This window comes from Hugonella massiliensis (assembly GCA_001486445.1).
GTDB classification, from domain to species: Bacteria; Actinomycetota; Coriobacteriia; order Coriobacteriales; family Eggerthellaceae; genus Hugonella; species Hugonella massiliensis.
Genome location: LN908986.1, coordinates 818,535 through 842,724, shown reverse-complemented (window position 1 = coordinate 842,724; position 24,190 = coordinate 818,535). Strand labels below are relative to the sequence as shown.

At 63.1% G+C, this 24,190-nt stretch carries 25 protein-coding genes; 4 read left to right on the top strand and 21 right to left on the bottom strand.

From position 1 onward, the window contains the following. Nucleotides 1-50: 50 nt before the first annotated feature. The 8 genes from BN3270_RS06210 to BN3270_RS06175 all read right to left on the bottom strand — a co-directional run bounded on the left by BN3270_RS06210 (nucleotide 51) and on the right by BN3270_RS06175 (nucleotide 6,307). Entirely contained in the window at nucleotides 51-494 is a 444-nt protein-coding gene (locus BN3270_RS06210; protein ID WP_058986275.1) for a GatB/YqeY domain-containing protein, read from the bottom strand. 27 nt (nucleotides 495-521) lie between these two features. Then, a complete protein-coding gene (locus BN3270_RS06205) occupies nucleotides 522-1,304 on the bottom strand; it encodes a radical SAM protein (protein ID WP_271711941.1) in 783 nt (260 codons plus the stop codon). Nucleotides 1,305-1,353: 49 nt separating this feature from the next. After that, nucleotides 1,354-2,709 carry an AmmeMemoRadiSam system protein A gene (gene amrA / locus BN3270_RS06200; protein ID WP_058986273.1) on the bottom strand — a complete coding sequence of 452 codons (1,356 nt, stop codon included), beginning with the start codon at nucleotides 2,707-2,709 and terminating at the stop codon, nucleotides 1,354-1,356. 92 nt (nucleotides 2,710-2,801) lie between these two features. After that, on the bottom strand, nucleotides 2,802-3,350 hold the full coding sequence (locus BN3270_RS06195; protein ID WP_058986272.1) for a 2-oxoacid:acceptor oxidoreductase family protein: 549 nt from the start codon (nucleotides 3,348-3,350) through the stop codon (nucleotides 2,802-2,804). Nucleotides 3,351-3,353: 3 nt separating this feature from the next. Continuing rightward, nucleotides 3,354-4,184, bottom strand: coding sequence for a thiamine pyrophosphate-dependent enzyme (locus BN3270_RS06190; protein ID WP_058986271.1), 831 nt, complete (start codon nucleotides 4,182-4,184; stop codon nucleotides 3,354-3,356). A 2-nt stretch (nucleotides 4,185-4,186) separates the two neighbouring features. Beyond that, nucleotides 4,187-5,251 (bottom strand): 3-methyl-2-oxobutanoate dehydrogenase subunit VorB, encoded by a 1,065-nt coding sequence (gene vorB, locus BN3270_RS06185; protein ID WP_058986270.1) that lies wholly within the window; start codon nucleotides 5,249-5,251, stop codon nucleotides 4,187-4,189. Nucleotide 5,252: 1 nt separating this feature from the next. After that, nucleotides 5,253-5,462, bottom strand: coding sequence for a 4Fe-4S binding protein (locus BN3270_RS06180; protein ID WP_058986269.1), 210 nt, complete (start codon nucleotides 5,460-5,462; stop codon nucleotides 5,253-5,255). A gap of 53 nt (nucleotides 5,463-5,515) precedes the next feature. After that, the gene (locus BN3270_RS06175; RefSeq protein ID WP_058986268.1) at nucleotides 5,516-6,307 is read right to left on the bottom strand and encodes a nucleotide-binding protein; all 792 of its coding nucleotides are present in this window, start codon (nucleotides 6,305-6,307) and stop codon (nucleotides 5,516-5,518) included. 133 nt (nucleotides 6,308-6,440) lie between these two features. Between BN3270_RS06175 and BN3270_RS06170 the strand changes: the two genes are divergently transcribed. Next, on the top strand, nucleotides 6,441-7,025 hold the full coding sequence (locus BN3270_RS06170) for a helix-turn-helix domain-containing protein (RefSeq protein WP_058986267.1): 585 nt from the start codon (nucleotides 6,441-6,443) through the stop codon (nucleotides 7,023-7,025). An 84-nt stretch (nucleotides 7,026-7,109) separates the two neighbouring features. After that, nucleotides 7,110-8,891 carry an AMP-binding protein gene (locus BN3270_RS06165; RefSeq protein WP_058986266.1) on the top strand — a complete coding sequence of 594 codons (1,782 nt, stop codon included), beginning with the start codon at nucleotides 7,110-7,112 and terminating at the stop codon, nucleotides 8,889-8,891. Between the two features lie 89 nt (nucleotides 8,892-8,980). On the opposite strand, the gene BN3270_RS06160 is transcribed toward BN3270_RS06165, so the two are convergent. From BN3270_RS06160 to BN3270_RS06105, 12 genes are all read right to left on the bottom strand, one after another. Beyond that, nucleotides 8,981-10,351 carry an RsmB/NOP family class I SAM-dependent RNA methyltransferase gene (locus tag BN3270_RS06160; RefSeq protein ID WP_167551327.1) on the bottom strand — a complete coding sequence of 457 codons (1,371 nt, stop codon included), beginning with the start codon at nucleotides 10,349-10,351 and terminating at the stop codon, nucleotides 8,981-8,983. Continuing rightward, on the bottom strand, nucleotides 10,344-11,297 hold the full coding sequence (fmt, locus tag BN3270_RS06155; RefSeq protein ID WP_058986264.1) for a methionyl-tRNA formyltransferase: 954 nt from the start codon (nucleotides 11,295-11,297) through the stop codon (nucleotides 10,344-10,346). The genes BN3270_RS06160 and fmt overlap by 8 nt, the downstream gene beginning before the upstream one ends. Nucleotides 11,298-11,330: 33 nt before the next feature. Further along, a complete protein-coding gene (def, locus tag BN3270_RS06150) occupies nucleotides 11,331-11,858 on the bottom strand; it encodes a peptide deformylase (protein WP_058986263.1) in 528 nt (175 codons plus the stop codon). A gap of 155 nt (nucleotides 11,859-12,013) precedes the next feature. Next, the gene (gene dnaG / locus BN3270_RS06145) at nucleotides 12,014-13,951 is read right to left on the bottom strand and encodes a DNA primase (protein ID WP_058986262.1); all 1,938 of its coding nucleotides are present in this window, start codon (nucleotides 13,949-13,951) and stop codon (nucleotides 12,014-12,016) included. Nucleotides 13,952-13,957: 6 nt separating this feature from the next. Then, complete coding sequence (gene ribF / locus BN3270_RS06140; protein ID WP_058986261.1) at nucleotides 13,958-14,902, bottom strand: riboflavin biosynthesis protein RibF; 945 nt, start codon at nucleotides 14,900-14,902, stop codon at nucleotides 13,958-13,960. Further along, complete coding sequence (truB, locus tag BN3270_RS06135; RefSeq protein WP_058986260.1) at nucleotides 14,886-15,899, bottom strand: tRNA pseudouridine(55) synthase TruB; 1,014 nt, start codon at nucleotides 15,897-15,899, stop codon at nucleotides 14,886-14,888. The genes ribF and truB overlap by 17 nt, the downstream gene beginning before the upstream one ends. Continuing rightward, nucleotides 15,900-16,898 (bottom strand): DHH family phosphoesterase, encoded by a 999-nt coding sequence (locus BN3270_RS06130; RefSeq protein WP_058986259.1) that lies wholly within the window; start codon nucleotides 16,896-16,898, stop codon nucleotides 15,900-15,902. After that, entirely contained in the window at nucleotides 16,882-17,244 is a 363-nt protein-coding gene (gene rbfA, locus BN3270_RS06125; RefSeq protein ID WP_058986258.1) for a 30S ribosome-binding factor RbfA, read from the bottom strand. Before rbfA ends, BN3270_RS06130 begins: the two co-directional genes overlap by 17 nt. 9 nt (nucleotides 17,245-17,253) lie before the next feature. Then, the gene (gene infB / locus BN3270_RS06120; RefSeq protein WP_058986257.1) at nucleotides 17,254-19,971 is read right to left on the bottom strand and encodes a translation initiation factor IF-2; all 2,718 of its coding nucleotides are present in this window, start codon (nucleotides 19,969-19,971) and stop codon (nucleotides 17,254-17,256) included. A 13-nt stretch (nucleotides 19,972-19,984) separates the two neighbouring features. After that, on the bottom strand, nucleotides 19,985-20,281 hold the full coding sequence (gene rnpM / locus BN3270_RS06115) for an RNase P modulator RnpM (RefSeq protein WP_058986256.1): 297 nt from the start codon (nucleotides 20,279-20,281) through the stop codon (nucleotides 19,985-19,987). 6 nt (nucleotides 20,282-20,287) lie between these two features. After that, entirely contained in the window at nucleotides 20,288-21,496 is a 1,209-nt protein-coding gene (nusA, locus tag BN3270_RS06110; protein WP_058986255.1) for a transcription termination factor NusA, read from the bottom strand. 15 nt (nucleotides 21,497-21,511) lie between these two features. After that, on the bottom strand, nucleotides 21,512-21,982 hold the full coding sequence (locus tag BN3270_RS06105) for a ribosome maturation factor RimP (protein ID WP_058986254.1): 471 nt from the start codon (nucleotides 21,980-21,982) through the stop codon (nucleotides 21,512-21,514). A 240-nt stretch (nucleotides 21,983-22,222) separates the two neighbouring features. Here BN3270_RS06105 and murI point away from each other — a divergent pair, with 240 nt between their 5' ends. Continuing rightward, nucleotides 22,223-22,996 (top strand): glutamate racemase, encoded by a 774-nt coding sequence (gene murI / locus BN3270_RS06100; RefSeq protein WP_058986253.1) that lies wholly within the window; start codon nucleotides 22,223-22,225, stop codon nucleotides 22,994-22,996. A 61-nt stretch (nucleotides 22,997-23,057) separates the two neighbouring features. Beyond that, entirely contained in the window at nucleotides 23,058-23,729 is a 672-nt protein-coding gene (locus BN3270_RS06095; RefSeq protein WP_058986252.1) for a TetR/AcrR family transcriptional regulator, read from the top strand. Here BN3270_RS06095 and ribH read toward each other — a convergent pair. Next, entirely contained in the window at nucleotides 23,714-24,181 is a 468-nt protein-coding gene (gene ribH / locus BN3270_RS06090; protein WP_058986251.1) for a 6,7-dimethyl-8-ribityllumazine synthase, read from the bottom strand. The genes BN3270_RS06095 and ribH overlap by 16 nt on opposite strands. Between the last annotated feature and the right edge of the window lie 9 nt (nucleotides 24,182-24,190).

Sequence of the window (24,190 nt, the reverse complement as noted above, 5' to 3'; positions counted from 1 at the left end):
CGCGGCGATTGTCGCGGAGCCCGCTTGTTTCAGATGTGAGTGCTCTGCCCTTAATGCAGACGCGCGCTTACCGCGCGCGCGGCTTCGGCCTTGTCGAGATTGCCGCCGGTGGCTTTGGTGAGGGCACCCATGACCTTGCCCATATCGCGCTTGGTCGTGGCTCCTGTTTCGGCGATGATCTTTTCCACGAGCTCGATCAGGGCATCGCCCGAAAGCTGAGCAGGCAAAAGGCTTTTAAGGATCTCGACCTGGCGGGTCAGGGTATCGGTACGCTCCTGGTTGTTGGCGGCTTTGATGCTCGCCTCGAGGGTCTCGCTCGTCTGCTTGATCACGCGCTTGATCATGTTCGACACGTCTTCTTCGGTGGTTTCGCGACGTTCGTTGATTTCGATATCCTTCAACTCGCCGTGCACCTGGCGAAGAATGGCAAGCCTCACTTTGTCGCGGGCCTTCATAGCGTCTTTGATCTGTTCCTGCAGCTCTGCGTGAGTCATGCGATGCTCCTTGTCTTCTTGTTCTGATTACATATTACCGATATAGACGTGGGCGAGCGAATTCCGCGCGATATCGGCATAGGAGCGCACCTCTGCATCGGGAAGAGCCGGAACGTCGGCCATGCGGAAACGGGGCACGTACTGGGTGAGATGATAGGGAATGGAGGGGTCGATCGACGCAAGCAAACGGGCGATCCTGTCGACGGCGCGCCCGTCGACGAAACCGGGAGCGCAGAGGGTCGTCACTTCCACGTGGCAAGTCGGACAATCTGCGGCTGCGGCTATCGTGCCCACAACGGTATCGAAGACCCCCGCGCCCAAACGCTCATAGCCTTCGTTGGACGCGGCCTTGAGGTCGATATTACAGGCGTCCACCAAAGGCAAGAGCTCGTGCCATACGTCGCCGCAGACCACGCCGTTGGATACGACGACCACCTTGAGGTCGTGCTCATGGGCGAGCCGAGCGGTATCGCGCACGTATTCCCAACCGACGAGCGGCTCATTGTAGGTGAAAGCGATGCCGACGTTGCCGCGCGCCTTAAGGCGGCACGCCGCATCGACGAGGTCGCCGGGCGCAACGAAGCGCCAGGGAACCGAATCCTCGCGGGCGGCAGCGATTACGTGGTTTTGGCAGAAGGGGCACGCCAGGTTGCAGCCATAGGAGCCCACCGAAAGCACGTAGGAGCCGGGCATCCATTCGGCCAGAGGCTTCTTTTCGACCGGGTCGAGCGCAGCCGACGTGAGGCGGCCGTAGTTGCCGCACGCCACCGTGCCGTCTCTCCCTACGCGCGCGCCGCAAGCGCCCACCATCCCTTCGCCCAAGAGGCAATGGCGCGGGCACACCGGGCAGCGTGCCCGATCACTTCGCATCGTAATGGCGCGTCACCTCGAATCGTTCGAGGGCTACCGGTTCGTCGGGGGCGATTCCCGCCTTACGCTTGGCGATAGCCAGCTGCTGGTCGACGGTGTCGACCCCATCGAGATCGGGCAAGAGCACGCCGCGTCGTCCCCCGCACGAAACGATGACGCCGAACCGCGCCGGATCGAGCTCGGCCACGCTGTCGACGGCTTCCGGCACGGTAAGCACGTCGACGTTGACGTCGAGCAAAGGCAGCTCGTCGGGGCGCACCGGCGCGAAACGCGGGTCGCGCGCGCACGCCGAGATCGCGTTGTCGATGATTTCGGAAGCGAGGCTGTCGCGACAGGGCTCGAGCGTACCGATGCAGCCGCGCAGATCGCCCGCCTCATGGATGGACACGAAGCAGGCGGCCTTCTGCGTACGCAGGGATGCGGGAACCCACGGGGGAATCGCCAGACGCTCGCGACGAAGGGTGTAGGCCTCTATGGCTTCGTGGGCCAAGCGGACGAAGGGATCGCGCCCGCCTTCCGCTGAATCGCCAACGCCCGCTTCGGAACCATCCACGAGGAAGGCGGCCACCGCATAGCCCACGCCGAAGGTGCCCTCGTAAGAAAGGAGACGACCCGTATGCGGCGTATCGGAAAGGGCGCCTGCCATGATTTGAAAGGACCGCAATCCGCATTCGGCGCCCCGGTCGATGAGGCCTTGGTCGATATGGAAGAGGCTGTTGAGATCGTTTTCGGCGAAGGCATGGGTGATTGCCGCGTCAAGTTTGGGGCCTTCGGGCACGTACCCGTAAGGACCGTCGGCCTTGAGCTTATGGGACAAGTCGCCGCTCGCGATGACGACGACCCGTTTCTGCTGATGGCGGGCCACGTCGGAAATGACCTGCCCCAGGGCGAAATGGTCGGTGGAAGGCAGGCCGGAAAGACCGATTTCGACGACCTTGAAACCCTGATATTCCAAAGCGATGAAGAACAAGGGCACGAAACAGGCATGGTCCATCCCTCTCCCCCGCCAGGCCGACCGAGCCGCGTAGACGCCACGGGCCTGGGCGCCGAGCTCGACGTCTTCGACGAAGGCGGTATCGACGGCAAAGGAGAGGGTGTCTTCTGGGTCGCCGAAATCGGCCATCGTGCCGGTGAGCGAAGAGCCGTCGCAGAGAGCGAAGGCATCGAGGTAGGCGGGCGCATGGGGAGACGTGACGACGATGACGTCGGGCGCAAGGTGTGCCACCTCGCGGGCAACTGCACGATAGGCGTCGATCGTCGACTGGACGGCGGATTCTTCGCCCTTCCCCACACCCGGCACGATAATCGGCGGATGAGGCACGGCGAAGGCGGCAACGAGAGACATAGCGCAACTCCCCCTTACAAGGCGCGCGGCGGCCCCGCGAATGCGGAGCCTCCGCGCCGTCAACTCGCTTTATCTTCGAGTATACCGCCTGGCTAGAGGTCCATGCCCATAGCGAGGGCCTTCTGGTTGGGCTCGAGCAATTTGGCCTTGCGAGCGGGGATGATCTTGGTAAGAGCCGCGTCGATCGCTTCCTTGCTGCAGAATTTTGTTTCCGCATAGAGCTTGCCCGTAAGGATTACGTTGGCAAGCTGCTTGAAGCCCGCTTCATCGGCAAGCTGGGTGGACGGTACCTTGATAATCGTGATGTCGTCGCGCTCGGGGATATCGGGCACCAGCGTCGAATCGACGATGAGGAAACCACCGGGAACGACAGCTTCAATGAACTTGTAGACGCTCGGCTGGTTCATGGCCACGACCACGTCGGGCTCCACCACAAGGGGGCTGCCCACCGGTTCGGACGAAACGGTGACCGAGCAGTTGCAGGTACCGCCGCGCATCTCGGGGCCGTAGCTGGGAAGCCAAGAGACTTCCTTTCCGTCAAGCAGGCCCGCTTGGGCAACGATCTTGCCGGCAAAGAGGAGGCCCTGGCCGCCGAAGCCCGCGAAGATGATCTTCAGGTCCTTCGTGTAATCCTTGGCCATGGGCTAGTTCGCCTCCTGCATCACGATGGGCACGTTCTTGGCCCGGTCCTTGGCGGCTTCGTGGATGTTGTCGTAGCCTTCGGCCACGATATCCTTGTAGACCCCCAACGGGTAGTAGGGCAGCATGTTGTCGCGCATCCAATCCATAGATTCGAGCGGGGTCATGCCCCAGTTGGTCGAGCAGGTGCCCACAATCTCGATGAGGGTGTAGCCGCGTTTTTCCTGCTGATATTTGAAGGCCTTCTGGATGGCGCGCTTGGCCTTGCGCACGTGCGAGGGAGTGTCGACCGTGACGCGCTCCAGGTAGGCAACGCCGTCGAGGTCCTTCAACATCTCGCAGACGCGAATGGGATAACCGGCTTCATGCACGTCGCGTCCATAGGGACTCGTTTGCGTCACCTGGTGCGGCAGACTCGTGGGGGCCATCTGACCGCCCGTCATGCCGTAGATCGCGTTGTTGTAGAAGATCACGGTGATGTTCTCGCCACGCGTGGCAGCGTGGACCGTTTCGGCCATGCCGATCGAGGCGAGGTCGCCGTCGCCCTGGTAGGAGAAGACGATGTTTTCAGGATGCACGCGCTTGACGGCCGTCGCGACCGCGGGAGCGCGTCCATGGGCCGCTTCGATCATGTCGCAGGCGAAGTAGTCGTAGGCCATGACGGCGCAGCCCACCGGGGCCACGCCCACCGTGGTGCCCTCGATGCCCATCTTGTCGATCGTCTCGCCGATGAGGCGATGAACGATGCCATGGGGGCAGCCCGGGCAGTAGTGCATCTGCACGGGCAGAATGGACTTAGGCCGCTGGAACACGATGCGGGGTTCTTTTTCAGCCATAGCTATGCACCTACTTCCTGAGCGAGCTTGGCAATTGCGTCGAGCACTTCGCCCGGAGCCGGAATCACGCCGCCCGTGCGCCCGTAGAAGCGCACGGGATGTGCGTCGTGCACGGCCAGGCGCACGTCGTCGACCATCTGCCCCATGTTCATCTCGACAGACAGGTAGGCCTTGGCCTGGGGCACGGTGGCTTCGAGCGCGTCGTTGGGGAAGGGCCACAGGGTGATAGGACGGAGCAAGCCGGCCTTGATGCCCTGCGCGCGGGCAGACACCACGGCGCTGCGGGCGATGCGGGCACTCGCGCCGAAGGCGACCACCACGATGTCGGCATCGTCGACCATGAAGGCTTCGGACTTCTGCTCGGTACGCTCGATCTGCTCGTAGCGGGCGTAGCGCTCGCGCAGCTTGGCTTCGAGCTTGTCGGCCTGCAGGTAGAGGGAATTGGCAATGTTGTGGGGCCGCTTGCCGTGATGGCCCGTGGTGGCCCAAGGCTTGTCGGGGAATTCCGTTTTTTCGGGCGGAAGTTCAACCGGCTCCATCATCTGGCCGAGTAGGCCGTCGGCCAGAATGACGACGGGCATCAAGTATTGATCGGCCTTATCGAAGGCCACGTAAACCAGATCCGCCATCTCCTGCACGGTGTTGGGCGCATAGACGATGTGGCGGCTGTCGCCGTGTCCCATAGCGCGGGTGGCCTGCCAATAGTCCTGTTGGCTCGGCTGGATGCTGCCCAGGCCCGGGCCACCGCGCTCCACGTTCAGAATGACGCCGGGCAGGTCGGCACCGGCCATGTAGGAAATGCCTTCGCCCTTGAGCGAGATGCCCGGCGACGACGAGCTCGTCATCGCGCGCGCACCGGCGGCGCCGGCTCCGTAGAGCATGTTGATCGCGGCGATCTCGCTTTCGGCCTGCAGGAAGGTGCCTCCGATTTTCGGCATGATCTTGCTCATGTAGGCGGCGACTTCCGTCTGCGGGGTGATGGGATAGCCGAAGTAATAACGGCAACCGGCGCGCACGGCCGAAGCCGCAACCGCCTCGTTGCCCTTCATGAGTACTTTCTCGCCCATGCTAGGACCTCCAAACCGTAATCGCCATGTCGGGGCACATGGTCGCGCAGGAGCTGCACGCCGTGCATTTGGCTTCGTCTACGAGGACCGCGGGATGATAGCCTTTCGCGTTGATGCGCGCCTGGTCGAGTTCGACGATGCCCTCGGGGCAAGCATCGACGCACAGACCGCACCCTTTGCAATAGGTTTCGTCTACGATGATTCGCGACATACTACCTCCTTCTTGGTTTAGCACCCGCGCTCGCGGGTGTCCCGGGACGGGCGCTACTGGTCCCGCTCCCAAGGAGTTCTTACGTATATTTGCACAAGGTAGGCGGGCGCGCTTGCGTGACGGGCCGAAATCGTGCGAACGAGCGCAGCTTCTTCACTATCGGCGGCTAAAGTAACGCCAGCGGGTGCCAGCGGGCCGAAATGCGGCACCGTATGCGCGAGCACGGGCATGTCGAGCAGAGAAGACACCTCTTCGGCAAAGGCGACCCCGCTTTCGACGACGTCGGCGTCGGTGAAGCGCGCCAAATGGGTGTTGTTCACGAGCGCGGTGGCGCGCAAGCGGGCCTGGCGCTCGATGTCGGGAAGGAGCTCGGCGGCCTCCTGCGGAGTGCGCGTCTGCTCACGGCAGCCGTTGACCACGTAGAGGAAGGCGTAGGGGCCCTGCGCGATATGGGCGCTCACGCGGCCCAGGGCCGTGGCCCCCACGTCGTCGCCGCCCGCGTCGATCACGAGCAGGCGGTCGGGGTGGGCCCAGGCATCGTCGATCGCCGCCTCGATTGCCCCGGAAAGGACCGGCGTATCGAGCGCGGTGCCGGCGTAATCGGGCGCGATGAGCTTGACGCCCGCCGCTTCGACGAGGTCGGCATAGTCGCTCGAGCGAAAATAGGGGTTCACGACATCCATATCGATAAGCGTCACCTGACGGCCGGTCCGGGCGGCGTCGATCGCAAGGTTGATCGAAAAGTTGGTCTTCCCCACCCCGTAGTGGCCGCAGACTACGGTCACAGCCGGCAGGGCGGCAAGAGTGGCGGGCAAGGAACCCAAAGCGGGCAGCTGGTTGGTCATGGCATCCTCCCCAAGCACCGAAGCGCTTCCGTTCATCTGTGGATTAGGGCAATTCGGCTCCGCGCCGAGAGCTTTGATTTACCATGATACTGCTTGAATAAGCACACGTTGAGACACAAGGAGGTAGCATCCCATGAAGGTCAACCAACAGGAGGTCGCGCACCGCATCCAAGCCCTGCGCGAGGACATGGGCTTTTCCATGCAGGAAATGGCAGAAGCCACCGGTCGCAGCCTGGCCGATTACGCGGCCCAGGAAAGCGGCGAGAAGGACCTGTCCTTCACCTTCCTTTCCAAATGCGCAGCCCAATTCGGGGTCGACGTCGTCGAACTGCTCACCGGCGACGACCCGCACCTGACGGGCTATTCGCTCGTGCGCGCCAGCGACGGCCTGCCCATCAACCGCCGCGAAGGCTTTACCTACCTGCACAAGGCGCCCTTCTTCAAAAACCGCCTGTGCGAGCCCTTCTTGGTCACTACCCCCTATTCCGAAGAAGAGCAGAACCGGCCTATTCACTTGTCCCATCACGCGGGCCAGGAATTCGACTACATCATCAGCGGGCACATGCGCTTCCAGTACGAAAACCACGTCGAGGAGCTCGGTCCCGGCGACACCTTGCTCTACGATTCGGGGCGCGGTCACGGCATGATCGCCACGGGCGGCGAGCCGTGCACCTTCATCGCTCTCGTGATGAAGCCCGGGGAAAAGGACATTAAATAGGCGCTGTCGCCTGGCTCGACAGTGCCGCGCTACCTCCCACCCTTCCTTTTTCCCGCGCCATGCGCACAAACAAGAAAGATCGACATGAGAAACATCAATGAGCGCTATGTAGACGAATCCTTCGACGATAAGGGGCTGCTCGCGCGCTTCCGCGCCAATTACCCCGACAGCTTCAACTTCGCCTACGATATCGTCGACGACATCGCGACGAACGACCCCGACCGTCCCGCCATGGTCTGGTGCAACCCCGAAGGCGAAGAGCATCGCTTCACCTTCGCCGACATAAAGTACTGGTCGGACAAAACCGCCAACGTCTTCGCCGCCCACGGTATCGGCCGCGGCGATATGGTCATGGTCATCCTGCGCCGCCACTACCAGTTCTGGTTCGTGGCCACCGCCCTCGACAAGCTAGGGGCCGTCATGGTGCCCGCCACCTTCATGTTGAAGGAACACGACCTCTCCTACCGCCTGAACAGCGCCGAAGTGAAGGCCATCGTCTGCACCGACTGCGAGGACATCGCCCAGGTAACCGACAACGTGCAGGCGGAATGCCCGAGCCTCACGAAGAAGTTCCTTGTCAACGCCGCCGGCGGCGGGCTCATGATCGACACGGCCGCAGAGAACGGCTATGGGCCCGCCCTTTCGGGTCCTGAAGGCATCTGCAAGGCGGCCGGCGTGCGTCCGGGGTGGATCGACTTCAACACCGAAGTCCGCGCCGCCTCGAGCGCCTTTGCGCGTCGCGAGACGAGCGCCTCCGACCCCATGCTCATGTACTTTTCCAGCGGCACGAGCGGCAACCCCAAGATGGTCATGCACGACCAGGGCTACGCGGTCGCGCACACCCTCACCGCCAAGTGGTGGCACAATGTGAAAAGCGACGGCGGCCTCCATTTCACGATCGCCGATACCGGTTGGGGCAAGGCCGTGTGGGGCAAATACTACGGCCAGTGGATCATGGAAGCCTGCGTCCTCACCTATGACTTCGATCGCTTCCACGCCGAAGAGATCCTGCACATAATCGAGAAGTACCGCGTGACCACCCTCTGCTGCCCGCCGACCATGTATCGCATGATCAGCGAGGTCGACATCGATTCCTTCGACCTGTCGAGCCTGGAATATTGCACGACCGCCGGCGAGGCCTTGAACCCCGACCTCTTCCAGTTCTGGAAGCAGCACACGGGGCTCACGATCTACGAGGGCTTCGGACAGACCGAGACCCCGCTCACGATCGCCAACCTCACGGGCAGCACCCCGCAGCCCGGTTCGATGGGCAAGCCGGTGCCCCAGTACGTGATCGAAGTCCATCGCGAGGACGAAACCGAATGCGCGCCCGGCGAAACGGGCGAAATCTGCATCAAGCTCGACGACGAGACGCACGGCATCATGATGGGCTACTACCGCAACCCCGAAAAGACCGCTGCGGCCATGCATGACGGCTGGTACCACACCGGCGACACCGCATGGAAAGACGAAGACGGCTACTTCTGGTACGTGGGCCGCAACGACGATGTGATCAAGAGCTCCGGCTACCGCATCGGGCCCTTCGAGATCGAATCGGTAATGCTCGAGCATGAAGCGGTGCGCGAAGTGGCCGTGACCGGCGTGCCCGACCCCATTCGCGGATTCGCCGTGAAGGCCACCGTGGTACTTGCCGACGGCTTCACCGGCAGCGAAACGCTCACCAAAGAACTGCAGCAGTGGGTGAAGAAGGAAACGGCGCCTTACAAGTACCCCCGCATCATCGAGTACGTTGACGCCCTCCCCAAGACCGTCAACGGGAAGATCCGCCGCGTGGCCATTCGCCGCAAGGACGAGGAAGCCGCCAAGGTCGCGGTTGAAAACGACCACAAAGACGGCCTGATCTAGCGCGCGAGATCACAGGCTGACGCACAAAGGGGCGGCCCCGCGGGGCCGCCCCTTTTCCGTGAAAACAGAGCGGAAGCCAGCTCCCTTCCCTATCGCACGCGCCGTAAGACGGCCGCGAAGTGGGCATCGCAGCCCTCGGCACTCAGCGGCGAACGGTAGACGGCCAGGGGCTTTTCGCCACGGGCGAGAGGCTGCAGGCGATAGACCGATCCCGATTCGGATTCCAGGAAACGCTTGATGACGAGCTCGTTTTCCTGGGCCAGCACCGTGCAGGTCGCATAGGTGAGACGACCACCCACGCGTACATGGCGAGAAGCTTCCTCCAGAAGCTCGAAGCCCAGGTCGGCAAGCTTGAGCACGTCGGCGGGCGTCATGCGCCAGCGGATTTCCGGATGGCGGCGCAGGGTTCCCAGGCCAGAGCACGGAGCGTCGACGAAAGCTGCCCCGAAGATCTTGTCGGCAGCGGTGCCGGCGAGGTGGCGGCCATCGGCTTTCACGGCCGCGTCGAGCTCGATGCCGTAGGCCTGAGCGCGCTTGCGGACGATTTTATCCTTGAACTCGTAGGAATCGACGCAGGTGAGGGCCATCTGCTTGCCCCATTTCCGCACCGCATCCGACTGAAGGAGGATCGTCTTGGTTCCCCGCCCCGACCCCACTTCGAGAAACTCTCCCGGGTAGGCATCCGGTAGGGCAAGGGCGGCGATCGCCTGAGCGGCCGCATCGGACACGAGGATGCCTCCTCGATCGAAGAAATGACGAGCCGCATGGGAAGCGACGGCGCGCGCATCGCGCAGATGATAGCAGCCCGGAATGCCCGCACCCGTAACGGGGTCGCGGACCGCATCGAGGGGAATTTCCTCGCGTCCGAATTCGCGCCTGACGGTCGCGTCGTCGGTGCGCGCGGCATTGACGCCGATGAAGACGGCAGCCGGGGCATTGCTCGCCTTCATGAAGGCTTCGGCCGCCTCGCGTCCCATCTGGGCAACCAGGGCCTTGGCGAGCCAGACAGGGAAACCGTAGAGGCGCGCGAGAGCCGCATCGTCGGTCGCCGGGTCTCCGAAGGGGAAGGACGCCTTGGCTCGGACTATTTTGCGCAGGACCGAATTGGCGAGCCCTGCCGCTGGAGGCGCAACGAAACGCACGAGTTCGACGCCCTGGTCAACAGCCGCATAGGGGTCCTTATCGAGGAAGATGATTTCGTAGGTGCTGATGCGCAGAGCGTCCCGCACGTTGTCGCGGATGTCGCGCGGGCTGCGCAAGCAGCGATTGATGATTTCGTCGAGCGTGCCGACCGTAGCGGCCACGCCCAAGCAGAGGACGCGTGCAAAGGCCCGGTCGTCATGCAAGAGCGTGCATTTCGCAAGCTGGGCGTCGAGCACGTCGGCCGTGTAGGCTTGGCGCTCGCGCGCTTGGCGATTTACCTGCACGGCAAGTTGCCGTGCGCCTGAAAGTTTAGGCATCGATAGACTCCCACGTGATCTCGCCCGATTTGACGTTCTGAATACCGGCGGCGAAGTCGCGCCCCGCCATGGCCTTCTTGCCATCGGGCTTCACTTCAACCAGTTCGACCGGCTGGTCGGCCGTGGCGATGTAGAGCTTCTTGTGGAACAGCTTGATACGGCCGGGCGCAAGCCCCATATCCTCGCGCACCAAACGGCTCGTCTCCCGCGCAACGCGAACGACGGTCACCTTGCGCCCGCCGATCACGCAACGGCAGGGATGGGCCGGCGACGAGGCCTGGACCTTGCGCACGATGGCACGGGCACCATCGGTCGGGGCGATGAAGAACTCGTGCTTGGCGACCTTTTCGGCATAGGTCGAGAAAAAGTCATCCTGCTTGGTCCAGACCACGGTGCCGTGCTCGATCAAGTTCAGGGCCGTAAGGAGGGCCTGAGAACCGAGCTCAGCGAGCTCGGCAGTGAGTTCGGCGGTGTTCTTATCGCCGATTTCCGTCGTGCGCGAAACGCAGTAGTCACCCGTATCGAGGCCCTCTTCCATCCGCATGACGCAAACGCCCGTCTGCGCGTCGCCTTCGAGGATTGCGCGCTCGATCGGCGCGGCGCCGCGCCAACGAGGGAGAAGCGAAGCGTGCACGTTCAGGCAGCCGAAAGGCGGCAGATCGAGCACCTCTTTGGGCAGAATCATGCCCAAAGCCGCCACGCAGATGACGTCTGGTCGATAGGCGGCGATTTCAGCCTGGACGGCGGCATCGCGCAGGGTGCGCGGGGTACGGACGGGGATGCCATGGTGCAGAGCCACCTGCTTGACCGGGCTGGGGACGAGCTCTTTCCCGCGCCCGCGCACCGCGTCGGCCCGCGTATAGACGGCAACGACCTCGTGCTGTGCAAGCAGATTTCCCAAAATGGTGGCCGCATAGAGCGGCGTGCCCATGAAGACGATTCTCATCGAACGCAACCTTTCAGATCGAGTGCGCGAATGCTAGTCGATAGAAGTCGACCCCGGTTTGGCCCCGTGTTTGAGAGCCTCGTCGTAGTCGCGCAGGGCCTTGATGCGTGTCAGGGGGTCAGCGGCCTCGAAGAGCGTGACGCCGTTAAGATGGTCAATCTCATGCTGAAGGCAGCGGCCGAGCAGGCCGTCGCCTTCGATAACCTGGTCTTCCCCGTTGACGTCATAGTAAGCCACCTTGGCGAAGGGCTGGCGCTTGATGGGCACGGCAATGCCCGGGACCGAAAGGCAGCCTTCTTCGTCGGTGATGGGGTCGCCGTCGAGATCGATGATCTTGGGATTGATGAGGGTGATGGGATGGCTCTTGTCGCTTTCGACATCGCAGTCGATCACGATGATGCGCTTGAGCACGCCCACCTGGGGACCCGCCAAGCCACAGCCGTTGTTCTTGTACATGGCGCGGGCCATCTGCTTGGAAAGCTTTTTGAGCGACCGGTCGTTGCCGTCGCACTCTTCGGCAACCTGGCGGAGTATGGGATCTGGGGAAATAACGATCTGCATAGAAACCTCTCAATCGTGCATGCCGTCAAACCGGCAATCATATATCTGGTCCATTGTATCGTGACCCGAGGCAGGCGGCGGGCGACGCGCGGTGGCCAAAGGAAACTTCACGCCCTTGCCGCAGGATTGTTACCACAGGGGCACCATTTACGGCCTCAGTGGGTCCGCATGCGCGCATGGGCCTTCCGTCGGGTGGCGAGGTCCCTCTGCAGGGACGCAACCGTCTGCAGGAGGAGCTTGCGCTCGTCGGCGGAAAGGGTCCCCGGATCGGAAAGCGCGAGCCGATAATCGTCTATCTGGGAAGACAGGTCTCCGATGGCAAGCTCTTCAGCAAGAAAACGCGCATAGAGCGAGGGGTCCTGGGCGTCGTTGTCACGCGCGACGAGCAGCCCCGTGGCGTCGGGGCAGGCCTGCCCTATCGCCGCCGCTACCTCTGAAACCGTGGCTTCGGGGTTGGCCGCCACGGTTTCGAGCAAGGCGTCGGCCACTTGGGCATGCAAGGGCACATGCCAGGAAGTTTGCGCGAGTGCTTCGGCCTGCTCGAAGACAAGGGTCGGGTAGTGGGCGCAGAGCACCAAAAACTCGCGTTCGTAACGGCGACGGTTGGATTCCGCCTTAGGAAGGGCAAGGGGCGCGACGGGAGCCGCCTGACCCCAGGCCGACGATTCCTCATACGGAAGGACAGGTTCCTGCGCCGTATGAGCCCGGCCCGGGCGACCCTTCGCGGCAGAGGTCGCGGTTGCCGATCGGTCGGCCGCAAAATCACGCCGTTCGGGCTTTTTAAGGTGTGCGAGACGCTCGAGCACGTCGTTTTCTCGCATCTGCAGGCGTCCGGCGATCTTCACCGCGTACTGCTGCGCAAGCAAGGAGTCTTTAATTGGGGCGAGCACCGAAATGGCATCGGAAAAAGCAGCTGTGCGCCCTTCCGGCGTCGAGAGATCGTAGCGCGCAAGACGTCGGTCGATGCCGAAGGCGATGAGGGGTTTGGCCTCGCGCTCGATATGGGCGCGCAAGGAGTCGGCCCCATGGGCGGCCACGTATTCGGCCGGGTCCAAATCGTCGGGCAAGGTGCAGGCCAAAAGGTCGACGCGGGAGGGGCCCGCTTCGGGGGTCATGGTGTCGTCGATGAATTCCAAGGCACGGTCGATGGCCTTCTGGCCCGCCGCATCGCCGTCGAACATGTAGACAATCTTCTTGCCCGCATGACGCCAGAGAATGCGGATGTGCTGGGAGGTGAGGGAGGTGCCCAAGGTAGCCACCGCGTTGGTGATACCCGATTCGTGCAAGGCGATGACGTCGGTATAGCCTTCGACGACGATTGCCGTCCCCGTAGCCGTCATCGTCGCCTTGGCCTTGTCGAGCGCAAAGAGGACATTCGACTTGTGGAAAAGGGGCGTATCGCGGCTGTTGAGGTACTTGGGTTCGCCCTCGCCCACCACGCGACCCCCGAAGGCGATGCAGTCGCCTTGCACGTCGCTGATGGGAAACATGATGCGGTTGTAGAAACGGTCGGAGGGGCGCCGTCCCTCGTATTGGACCGCTACGTTCGCGTCGATCATCTCTTTGATGGTGTAGCCCAAATCGGAAAGATGGCGAATGAGAACGCCCCTGCCGGGAGCGAAGCCCAGCTGCCAGTCATCGGGAATCGCACCGCCCAAACCGCGTCCTGCCAGATAGGCCCGGGCGGCATCAGCGTCCGGCGACTTCAACCGCATGAGCTGGGTATGGTAGAAGTCGCGCGTTTCGCGGCAGACCCAGCGCAAACGCTCCTTGTAGCCGCGCGGCGTCGACGACCCCGATTCGTGAATTTCGATATGGGCGCGGTCGGCCAAGCGGCGGACGGCATCGGGGAAATCGACGTCTTCGGTTTTCATGACGAACGAGAAGACGTCCCCGTGCTCGTGGCAACCGAAGCAGTAGAAGTTCTGCGTGGCCGGGTCGATCTTGCAGGAAGGCGTTTTCTCGTTATGGAAGGGGCAGCAGCACCAGTAGTCCTTGCCGCGCCGCGAGACGGGGGTGCGCTCGCCGAACAAGGAAACGATGTCGGTGGCTGACCGAACCTTCTGTATGTCCTCGTCGCTGATGCCGGCCACAGGCCCCTACTCCTTTGCGGTGTCTACCTTCATATGCGTGCGCGTCCATTCGATATCGCCCATCACCGTTTCGATGAGTTCGTCGACCGAATCGAATTTGATCATCGGCCTCAGGCGATGGACGAATTCAACCCAAATAGCCTGCCCGTAAAGGTTGCCGTCGAAATCGAGGATATGAACCTCGCAGTTGGCATCGGTTTTGCCGGCGAACATAGGGGCGATGCCGTTGGAAATAGCCGCGGCATACCGGATGCCGTCGACGATCGCATACCCCGCGTAGACCCCGTCGGCAAGGACGCATCGTTCGGGGGCGCAGACGAGGTTGGCGGTGCGGAAGCCCATGTCGCGGCCCTCTTGGCGGCCCTTGCGCACCGTTTCGTGCAGGGCATAGGGGCGGCCGAGCAGCTTGTTGGCCTCGTCGAGCTCGCCGCGGCCGAGCAGACCCCGAATGCGGGTGGCTGAAATGGGCAGGCCGTCGGCGCTCACCAGATGATGGGCATGTACCGTGCACCCAGCGGTCGCTGCCCATTGGCGCAAGTCATCAACCGTACCGGCCGCGCGCGCCCCGAAGGCGAAGTCGGCGCCGACGTGCAGATGCGCCGGCACATGGTCGCCGAAGGTGTGCTTGAGGAATTCGAGCGGCTCTTCGGCGGCAAAGGAGGGCGTGAAGGAAAGCACACAGACGGCATCGACGCCCGAAGCGGCGAGCCGGTCGATGCGGTCGGCATTGGACAAGAGCTTTTTCAGTGTGCCCGCAGCGAACATCTCGTCGGGGTCGATGTCGAAGGTAAGGGCAATGCTGGCTCCTCCATCGGCGGCAGCCGTTGCCTGGGCTGCATCGAGTAGGTAGCGATGCCCTTTGTGCACGCCGTCGAAGACCCCGAAGGCGCACGAGCATCCTTCGAAGAGCGATTTGTCGAAACGGCTGTCGACCTTAAATATCTGCGCCACGTTTCACTCCCACTGCGAACCCGCACGAGCTCTTGAGCTTGCCGAGTTTCTCGTCGTATTCATATAGTGCCTTCAAGGTATTGTCGACCACCATGGCTACCACTTCGCCGTCGAAGAGGGGCCCGTCGGCCGGGTGAACCCCGCTCGTGCACTCGCAGGTGGCAAGCCCGCGCACCGCCGCCATATCGTAGGCGAACAGGTGCAGGGCGGCCGGATCGATGCGCCTGCCGTGCAGGACGTCGTCTTCAAGGGCCTCGCGGGCGAAGGCAAACCGCAGGCCCAGCAGCTTCACCGGGTCGAGAATCCCGCCCATGGGATCGCCCTCAAGAGAAGACAGAGACACGCAGGCGCCCACGTTGAGGTTGCCGCTTGCCAAACGCCGTAACTCCCCCACATGGGCAAAGGTCCCGTGGGCATGGCCCGCATCGCGGGCGATCGACCGCACGTAGGTTCCGGCCGACACCCGCACGCGCACGTGCCAGACCGGCCGTCCATCGACCACCTCGACCTTATCGAGGCGAGATTCGTAGATTTCGATGTCGCGCGGCGCGAGGACGATGACATGGCCCGAGCGAGCGGCCGCGTAGGAACGTTGGCCCTTCACCTTGATAGCCGAATAGACCGGGGGCATCTGCTTGTGCGCACCCACCAGGGAGGCGACATAGCGACGGGCATGGTCGAAGTCAAGCACGTCGGGGGGCACCGCCGCCTCGTGAACGATCGTTCCCTCGGCGTCGTCGGTATCGGTTCCCACGCCGAAGACGATCGTGAAAGCATAGGCCTTGTCATGCCCGGTGAGGAAGCGGTCGAGTCGGGCGGCAGGCCCCACGCAGATCGCCAGCGCTCCCGTGGCCGCAGGGTCGAGCGTGCCCGTATGCCCGATGCGTCGCTCGCCGTAGATTCTTCGGCAGGCGTTGACCACATCGTGCGAGGTCATTCCAGCGGGCTTGTCGATGCCAACGACGAACGAGAGGTTCGTAGTGGATCGCTTTCCCATTTACTTCCCCCCTGCGCCAAGCGCTCTGAACTCATCCACCATGTGCGCACGGGCCTCTTCCATGGTCCCCTGAAAGGTAAAGCCCGCAGCGGCACGGTGACCGCCTCCGCCGATGCGGGCGGCGATCGCCGACACGTCGGTGTCGTCCTTGGCACGCAGGGACCCGCGCACCACATCGTCTTGCTCACGCAAGACGCAGGCCACCTTCACTCCGCGCAGGCTGCGCACGAGGTCGACGATGGGGTCGGCATCCGATTTCACCGCATTCAAGGCTTCAAAATCGCTTTTGAGCAGATAGGTGAGGGCGCAGGCCCCGCCTTCGAAGCATTGCAAGCGCTCGAGCGCGACCGATTCAAGTTTGAGCGCGCCCATGGTGCGGTTCTGATAGACTTCGCGCGCCACAAGAGCGGGGTCGGCACCCGCTGCCACCATTTCGGAGGCAGCTTCGAAGGCCTCCTGGGTAGCGTTTTGAAAGCTGAATCGGCCCGTGTCGGTATTGAGCCCCGTGTAGCAGCAGGTAGCCACCGCAGCATCGGGTTCGATACCCATGCGCTTGACCACCTTCCACACGAGAAGAGAGGCCGAAGGAGCCAAGGGATCAATGTAAGAGACCTGCGAGAAATCGCCCAAGCCCTGATGGTGGTCGATCGTCACGGTACGGGCCGCGCGCGCATGCAGGGCGCACGCAGCATCTCCCATGCGGTCGACGTTGGGCACGTCAACCGTGACGAAAGTCCCCAAAGGTCCCTCGTAGTCGCCGGCGGCGACAAGCTCGTCGGCCCCCGGGAGAAAGCGCAGCCCGTATTCAAGGGGCTCGCCTTGCGCCTTCAGAGGCGTGGCCGAAATGCCCGCCAGACGCAAGGCGTGCACGAGCCCCAAGGTGCTGCCCAGGCAATCGCCGTCAGGACTCACGTGCCCGCAGACCACGACGTCGCGCGCGTCCGCAAGGGCCTGCGCGACGTCGTCAATGGAACCGATAGGGTTAGTTGCTGCCGTCATTGCCTGCCCTCTTGGCCTCGCGCATGAGCGCGCGCTCGATGCGTTCGGCGTTGTCGACGCTCGAATCCAAGATGAAGCGGAGCTCGGGAGCCACGCGCCACGGAAGCTTCTTGGCCATGATCGAGCGAATGAGGCCGCGCGCGCTCATGAAGGCCTGCGCGACCTCTTCGTAATCGTTGGCGTTGCACGTGTAGTACACGTTGCAAGCGCTGCGGTCGAAGCTGACCTCGCAGCCGGTGATGGTGACGAACCGCAGGCGCGGGTCCGACACCTCGAACAGCAGGGCGTTGGCAATGACGTCACGCGCCTGCTGATTGAGCTTTCTGCTCGAAGCGTTCTGCTTCACGGGTGCCTCCTACTCGGTGCGCTCGACTTCGACTTCCTTGAAGCCTTCGATCGTGTCGCCCACCTTGATGTCCTGGTAGCCGTCGATGCCGATGCCGCATTCGTAACCGCGGGCCACGCTCTTGACGTCGTCTTTGAAACGGCGCAGCGAAGCGATCTTGCCCTCGTAGACCACGGTGCCTTCGCGGACGATGCGCACCTTGTCGTCGCGGTTGATTTCGCCTTCGATCACGTAGCCGCCGGCGATGACGCCGACCTTGGGGACGCGGAAGAGGTCGCGGACTTCCACCGTGCCCGTATCCTTTTCGACGATTTCGGGCTTCAAGAGGCCCACGCGGGCCGCGTTGATGTCCTCGATCGCCTGGTAGATAACGCGGTAGAGGCGGATATCGACCTTTTCCTTTTCGGCGAGCTGCTTGCTCTTGCCCGTGGGGCGCACGTTGAAGCCGATGATGATGGCATCGGAAGCCGCCGCCAGCGTGACGTCGGTTTCGGTGATGCCGCCCACCGCCGCATGGATGATGTTGATCTTGACCTCGGACTGGTCCATCTTCTTGAAGGCGTCGCGCAGGGCTTCGATCGAACCGGCCACGTCGGCCTTGACGACCAGGTTGAGGTCGGTCGTCTTGCCGGCCTCGATGTGGTTGAAGAGCTCGTCGAGACTCATATGGTGGGATTCCTGGGCCTTGAGGCGCTGGCGCAGGGCGCGTTCTTCGGCAAGGTTGCGGGCATCGCGCTCGTCTTCGAAGACGCGGAACTCGTCGCCGGCGGACGCCACGGAATTCAGACCGAGCACCTCGACCGGGTCGGCGGGCTTGGCTTCCTTGACGCGCTTGCCGCGCGGGTTGATCAGAGCACGCACGCGGCCGTAAGCCGTGCCAGCCACGAGCGTGTCGCCCGGGCGCAGGGTACCGCGCTCCACGAGCACAGTGGCCACGGGACCACGGCCCTTGTCAAGCTTGGCTTCGATGACGTAGCCGGACGCCGGGGCGTCGGGGTTGGCAGTGAGCTCGAGCACGTCGGCCTGAAGGAGGATGGTTTCCAGCAGGTCGTCAATGTGGAGGCGCTTCTTGGCCGACACTTCGACGAACATGTTCTGGCCGCCCCACTCTTCGGGGATGATCCCGTACTCGGTGAGCTCCTGACGGACGCGATCGGGGTTGGCGCCGGGCTTGTCGATCTTGTTCACCGCAACCACGATCGGCACGTTGGCCGCCTTGGCGTGGTTGATGGCCTCGACGGTCTGCGGCATGACGCCGTCGTCGGCAGCCACCACGAGGACGACCACGTCGGTGATCTGGGCACCGCGGGCGCGCATGGCCGTGAAGGCTTCGTGACCGGGGGTGTCGATGAAGGTGATCTGACGGCCGTTGATGTGCACGACCGAAGCGCCGATCGCCTGGGTGATGCCGCCGGCTTCGTGTTCGGCCACGCCGGTTTGGCGGATGGCGTCGAGCAGCGAGGTCTTGCCATGGTCGACATGGCCCATGACGGTCACCACGGGCGGACGGGGCTTGAGGTCTTCGGGGCTGTCGTTGTAGACGACCGCGTATTCCTCTTCGGGGTTCACCACGCGGACCTTGCGCTTCATGTCGTCGGCGATGAGCTCGATGAGCTCATCGCTCATCGACTGGGTAAGGGTGAGCGGCTGGCCCAACAGGAAGAGGCGCTTGATGACGTCGTTCGGCGCCACGCCCACGAGTTCGGCGAACTTCTGCACGGTCGCGCCCTGGGGAATTTCGATGACGGAGTCGTCGAGCACCAGTTCGGGGTCGAGGCCCTTCTCGATTGCGGCTTCGGCAGCGCGTTCGCGCTTTTCCTGCTCGCGCTTTTCCTTGCGCTTCTGACGACGGCCTTCGCCCTCGTGGCTGGCAGCGGCCACCGCGGCACGGGCCTCTTCGAGCACCTTGTCGCGCTGGAGCTTTTCAGCGCTCTGGGCCATCTTGGCGTAGCGATCCTCGCCCTGGGCATTCTGTTCCAATTCGGGTACGTCGGGCTCGAAGCTGTGACCCCCGCGACGGCCCTTCTTGCCGGACTTGCGGTCGTGACGGGCGGTCGCCGCAGCGGCCTTTTCCTTCTGCAGGCGATCCTGCTCGCTGGAAATCTGGGCAAGCAGGGAGTCGAACTGGCTCTTGCGCGCAGGGGGCACCTTGGCGGCCGGCTTGGGAGCGGCAGCAGGTGTCGACTTCTTATGGGAGCCATGCAGGCGCTCTTCAACGGCCTTCTTCTTGGCTACCTCGCGCTCGATGGCGGCCAGGCGAGCGCGCTGACGCTTTTCGGCCGCTTCACGTGCGACGCGTTCCTTTTCCTGGCGGATCTGCTCTTCGAGCGAGGCATAGGGCGAAGCCGGTTCGGGAGCCTTGGGCTTTTCTTCCCCACCCTTGTAGGCGCCCTTGCCGGAGGTATGCTGCTGGCGGCGGGCACGCTCTTCCTCACGCAGCTTGCGCTCTTTTTCAACGGCGGCGCGACGCTCGGCTTCTTCCTTTTCGCGCTGGGCCTTTTCGGCGGCCTTCTCTTCGGCCAGCTTCTTGGCTTCCTCGTCGTCGATGATGCCAGCTTGCGCTTTTTCCTCGGGAGCGAGGTTCTTGCGAATCTTCTGCACGTAGGCGTCGTTTAGGACGCTCGCATGGCTCTTCGCGGGAATCTTCATCTCGGCCAAACGATCGAGCAGTTCCTTGCTCGACATGTTCAGCTCCTTTGCCAACTCATGTACACGCATGCTGGCCATTCGTTCTCCTCATCTATCCTTGCGTATGCGCTGTTGCGGCACGCATCTCGGCGCGCACGCGCTCCATGTCCGTATTGGACACCTTTGTCTTCAATGCACGGTCCAAACGCTTCGAAGCGCATGCCTTCTCGAAGCACGCTTCAGAGCATACGTACGCGCCGCGCCCCGCCGATTTGCCCGTGGCATCGAAGGCCACGGCGCCTTCCGGCGAGCGGACGATGCGCAAGAGGTCGCCTTTGGAGCTCTGCGCACCGCACGCGATGCAGCGCCGCTGGCGCTTGGGCCGTTGGGTGTAAGCGGGAGCGGTCATCGCTGGCTACTCCTGGTCGGCGTGGATGCCGCAGTAACGGCTGCCGGGGCGGGCGTGGTTACGGCAGCGCACGCCCTCTTCGTCGACGAACTCGCACTGGCCGTCGCCCTCTTCTTCGACCGGGACGTCGTCGATGAGGACGTTCTCATCGACCTGGGGCGCGCCCTGGAAGGAAGCCGACTTGATGTCGATGTGCCAACCGGTAAGGCGGGCGGCAAGACGGGCGTTCTGGCCTTCCTTGCCGATGGCCAGCGAGAGCTGGTCGTCGGGCACCACGACGGTAGCGTAGTTGGATTCCTCGTCGATGTCGACGTGGGACACGCGGGCCGGGGACAGGGCGTTGCGCACGTACTGGGCCGGGTCTTCGCTCCACTGGATGACGTCGACACGTTCGTTACGCAGCTCTTCGACCACCATGCGCACGCGACTGCCCTTGGGACCCACGCAGGCGCCCACGGGGTCGAGGTTGCGCTCGCGACTGAACACAGCGACCTTCGAACGAGCGCCGGGCTCGCGGGCAATCGACTTGATTTCCACCAGGCCGTCGTAGATTTCGGGCACTTCGATTTCGAAGAGACGACGGATCAGGTCGGGATGGGTGCGCGAGACGACGATCGACGGACGGGCCTGCTCACCGCGGGCGCGCACCTCTTCGCTGTTGGGGTTGCGCACTTCGATGATGAGCGTTTTCAGGCGCTGGTTGTGACGGTAGCGTTCATTGGCCGGGCGCTCGTTGCGCTCGTTGGGGTAGCGCTTCAAGTCGTAATGGGGCAACTCGGCTTCGACGCCGTCGCGGATCTTGATGATAGTAAAGTCGGGGGTGCCCTGAAGAACGGTGCCCGTGACCAGATCGCCCACGCGCTGGCTGAACTCTTCGTAAATGCTTTGACGGGCGGCCTCGCGCACAATCGAGCTGATGACGCTCTTGGCGTTCTGGGCGGCGATGCGGCTCACGTCGTCGGGCGTGACGTCGCGCTCTTCGAAGTCGCTGTACTCGCCCGTTTCAGGATCGGGGTCGCCCTTGGGGACCATTTCGTACACGTAGATCTTGCCCGTGTTGCGGTCGATCGTGACGCGCGCATCCCATTCGAGGTCGAGAATGTTCTGATAGGTCTTGGCCAGCGACGCCTCCAAGCGGTCGATGAGGTAGAACTCGTCGATCTTTCGCTCGTGAGCAAGCGCTTGCAGCGCCTCAACCAGCTCTGAACTCGCCATAGAGTAGGTCCTTTCTTACTGAGAGAAATCGATACGGCCCTTGACGTTGGCCCGTTTAATCGTGTCGAGGGGGAAGGCGACTTCGGTTCCGTCGACGGAAAGCGCCACCGAGCCGTCGCGCATGCCCAAGAGGGTTCCCGTCCACTTGGCGCGCCCGTTCACGGGCCCGCGCAAAACCACCTGCGCCTCTTCGCCGGCAAAGCGGTCGAAATGCGCGGGGGTGCGCAGGGGCCGGTCAATGCCGGGCGACGAAACCTCTAAGGTGTAGGCGCCGGGGAAGGGGTCGATGTCGTCCATAAGGGCGTTGATCCATTCCTGCGCGCTGGCCAGCTCGTCGAAACTCACCCCGTCGGGCGTGTCGATGTACACGCGGATCGTAGGAGCCTTACGCGCCCCGACCACTTCGACCGTGACGATTTCGATGCCCTTTTCGGCAGCGATGGGTTCGAGGGCCTCGAGCAGAAGCTTCTCTTTTCCCGTGAGCACGTGGCCACCTCCTTCTTCTTCGTGCGGGGCCAAAACAGCCCCAGAACAAAAGAAAGCGGGACAAAGCCCACTTTCCGCATCCATCGAAAGTTGTCTTCGTGCGCTTCCGCACACATACCTGTATCTTTATACCATGCGCACACGGTAAGCGCTACTTTCGTGGAGGTATCGTCATAAATGGGCCCGAAGATGCACCATTGGGCCCAAGACTATAGCGCAGGTTGCGAGGGAAAGGTTGCTATGGCGGCATACGATGGCTCGATAGGCGTGTTCGACTCCGGCGTCGGCGGCATTTCCATTCTCAAGGGGCTCGTGCGCGAGCTGCCCCACGAGCGCTTCGTCTACTTCGGCGACAGCGCCAACGCCCCCTATGGGGACAAGACGAAAGAGGAAGTGCAAGAGCTTTCGCGCCGCATCGTGGCTGCAATGGTGAACAACGGCTGCAAAGCCGTCGTCATCGCCTGCAACACGGCTACGAGCGCGGCGGCACCCCTGCTGCGCGTCACCTGGCCCCAGGTGCCCATCGTGGGCGTCGAACCCGCTTTGAAGCCGGCGACGGAAGCGCCCGCGCACGATAGGATCCTCGTTTTGGCGACGCGCGTAACCCTCCACCTCGACAAGTTCCAGCGCCTCGCCCGCACGTATGGGAGCCAATCCCACGTTATCTCGGTGGCCTGTTCGGGACTCGCCGACCTCGTGGAAACCGGCGAGACAGACGGAGAGGCCGTGCATGCCTATCTCGAGAGGGCCATCGGCGCCTACCGCGGCAAGGTGGACAGCGTCGTGCTCGGCTGCACCCACTACCCCTTCGTGAAGAAGGCTATCCTCGACGTGGTGGGGCCCGTACCCGTCTTCGACAGCACCCAAGGGACCGCCCGCCAGCTGCACCGCCGCCTCGAAGCCAGCGGCCTCCTGGCCCCGAGCGATCAATCGGGCAGCGTAATCTTCCGCAGCAGCAAGAACACCCCGGAAGAACTCGCCCTCTACGAGCGTCTCTACAAAGCGCGGCTCTAGGCCGCGCCCGCCCTCTTCGGCTGCTATACTGTCGCTGTACGCAACTAGGAAACGAGGGAACATGGCACGACCGAAAAACGAGAGACTGAAAGCGCGCATTCGCACCGCCGCCTGGAGGCTCTTCGCGACCGACGGCTACGAAGCAACCTCTTATACGGCCATCGCCTCTGCGGTGGGCATCAGCCGCAACCTCGTGCAGTATCATTTCCCTAAGAAGGACGTACTCGCGGCCCAACTGTTCGAGGACTGCCTATCCCGTACGTGTCAAGTTTTAGGCCTGACCGACGATGGCCTCCGCAACAACCTCGAGGCCATCTATGCGGTGGGAAGCGTCTACTTCACCTACCTCGAAAGCGAAGAGGGGCTCGGCGCCTTTCTGCTTGACGTCCTGAAGAGCAGGGAGCTCACACGTGCGTCATGCGCCTTCAACACCCGCTGGATTCTGGGCCATGTAGCCGACGCCCAAGGCTCCTTGACCTTCGACGAGGGCGGCAAAACGGTCCGCGCCCTCGTGGGGCACATGGGCGGATTCTACGAGCTCCTCTATTTCGAGCTCGACCGGGGCGGCACGCTCGACGCGGCAGAGGCCCTCTCCCCCGTCATGAAGGCGCTCGCCACCGCCCTCGGCTATCCCATGAGCCAGGTCTACGCCCTTACCCCGCGCAATGCGCTTGCGGACGTGCCCATCCAGAGCGCCGTCCGCAAGCTCCAGGAAGCCTACGCTTCGATCTGACGGATGAGGTTGACCATCTCGATCGCACCCTCGGCGCATTCGCTGCCCTTGTTGCCCGCTTTCGAACCGGCGCGCTCGATGGCCTGCTCGATGTTTTCGGTGGTGAGCACGCCGAACATGACCGGCACGCCGCTTTCGAGCGAAATCGAGGCGATGCCCTTGGACACCTCGTTGACAACCGCTTCGTAGTGGCTTGTGGCCCCGCGAATCACGGCGCCCAGGGCGATGACGGCGTCGTACTTGCCGCTCGTGGCCATCTTCTTGGCGATCAGCGGCACCTCGAAGGCGCCGGGGACCCAAGCCACGTCGATGTTGTCGTCGGTCACACCGCGGCGATGAAGGCCATCGAGCGCCCCGGTGAGCAGCTTGCCCGTAATGAATTCGTTGAAGCGGGCGTTGACGATGCCGATCTTAATGTCGTTCGCGTACAGGTTTCCTTCGAAGACTGCCATTGATGTTCC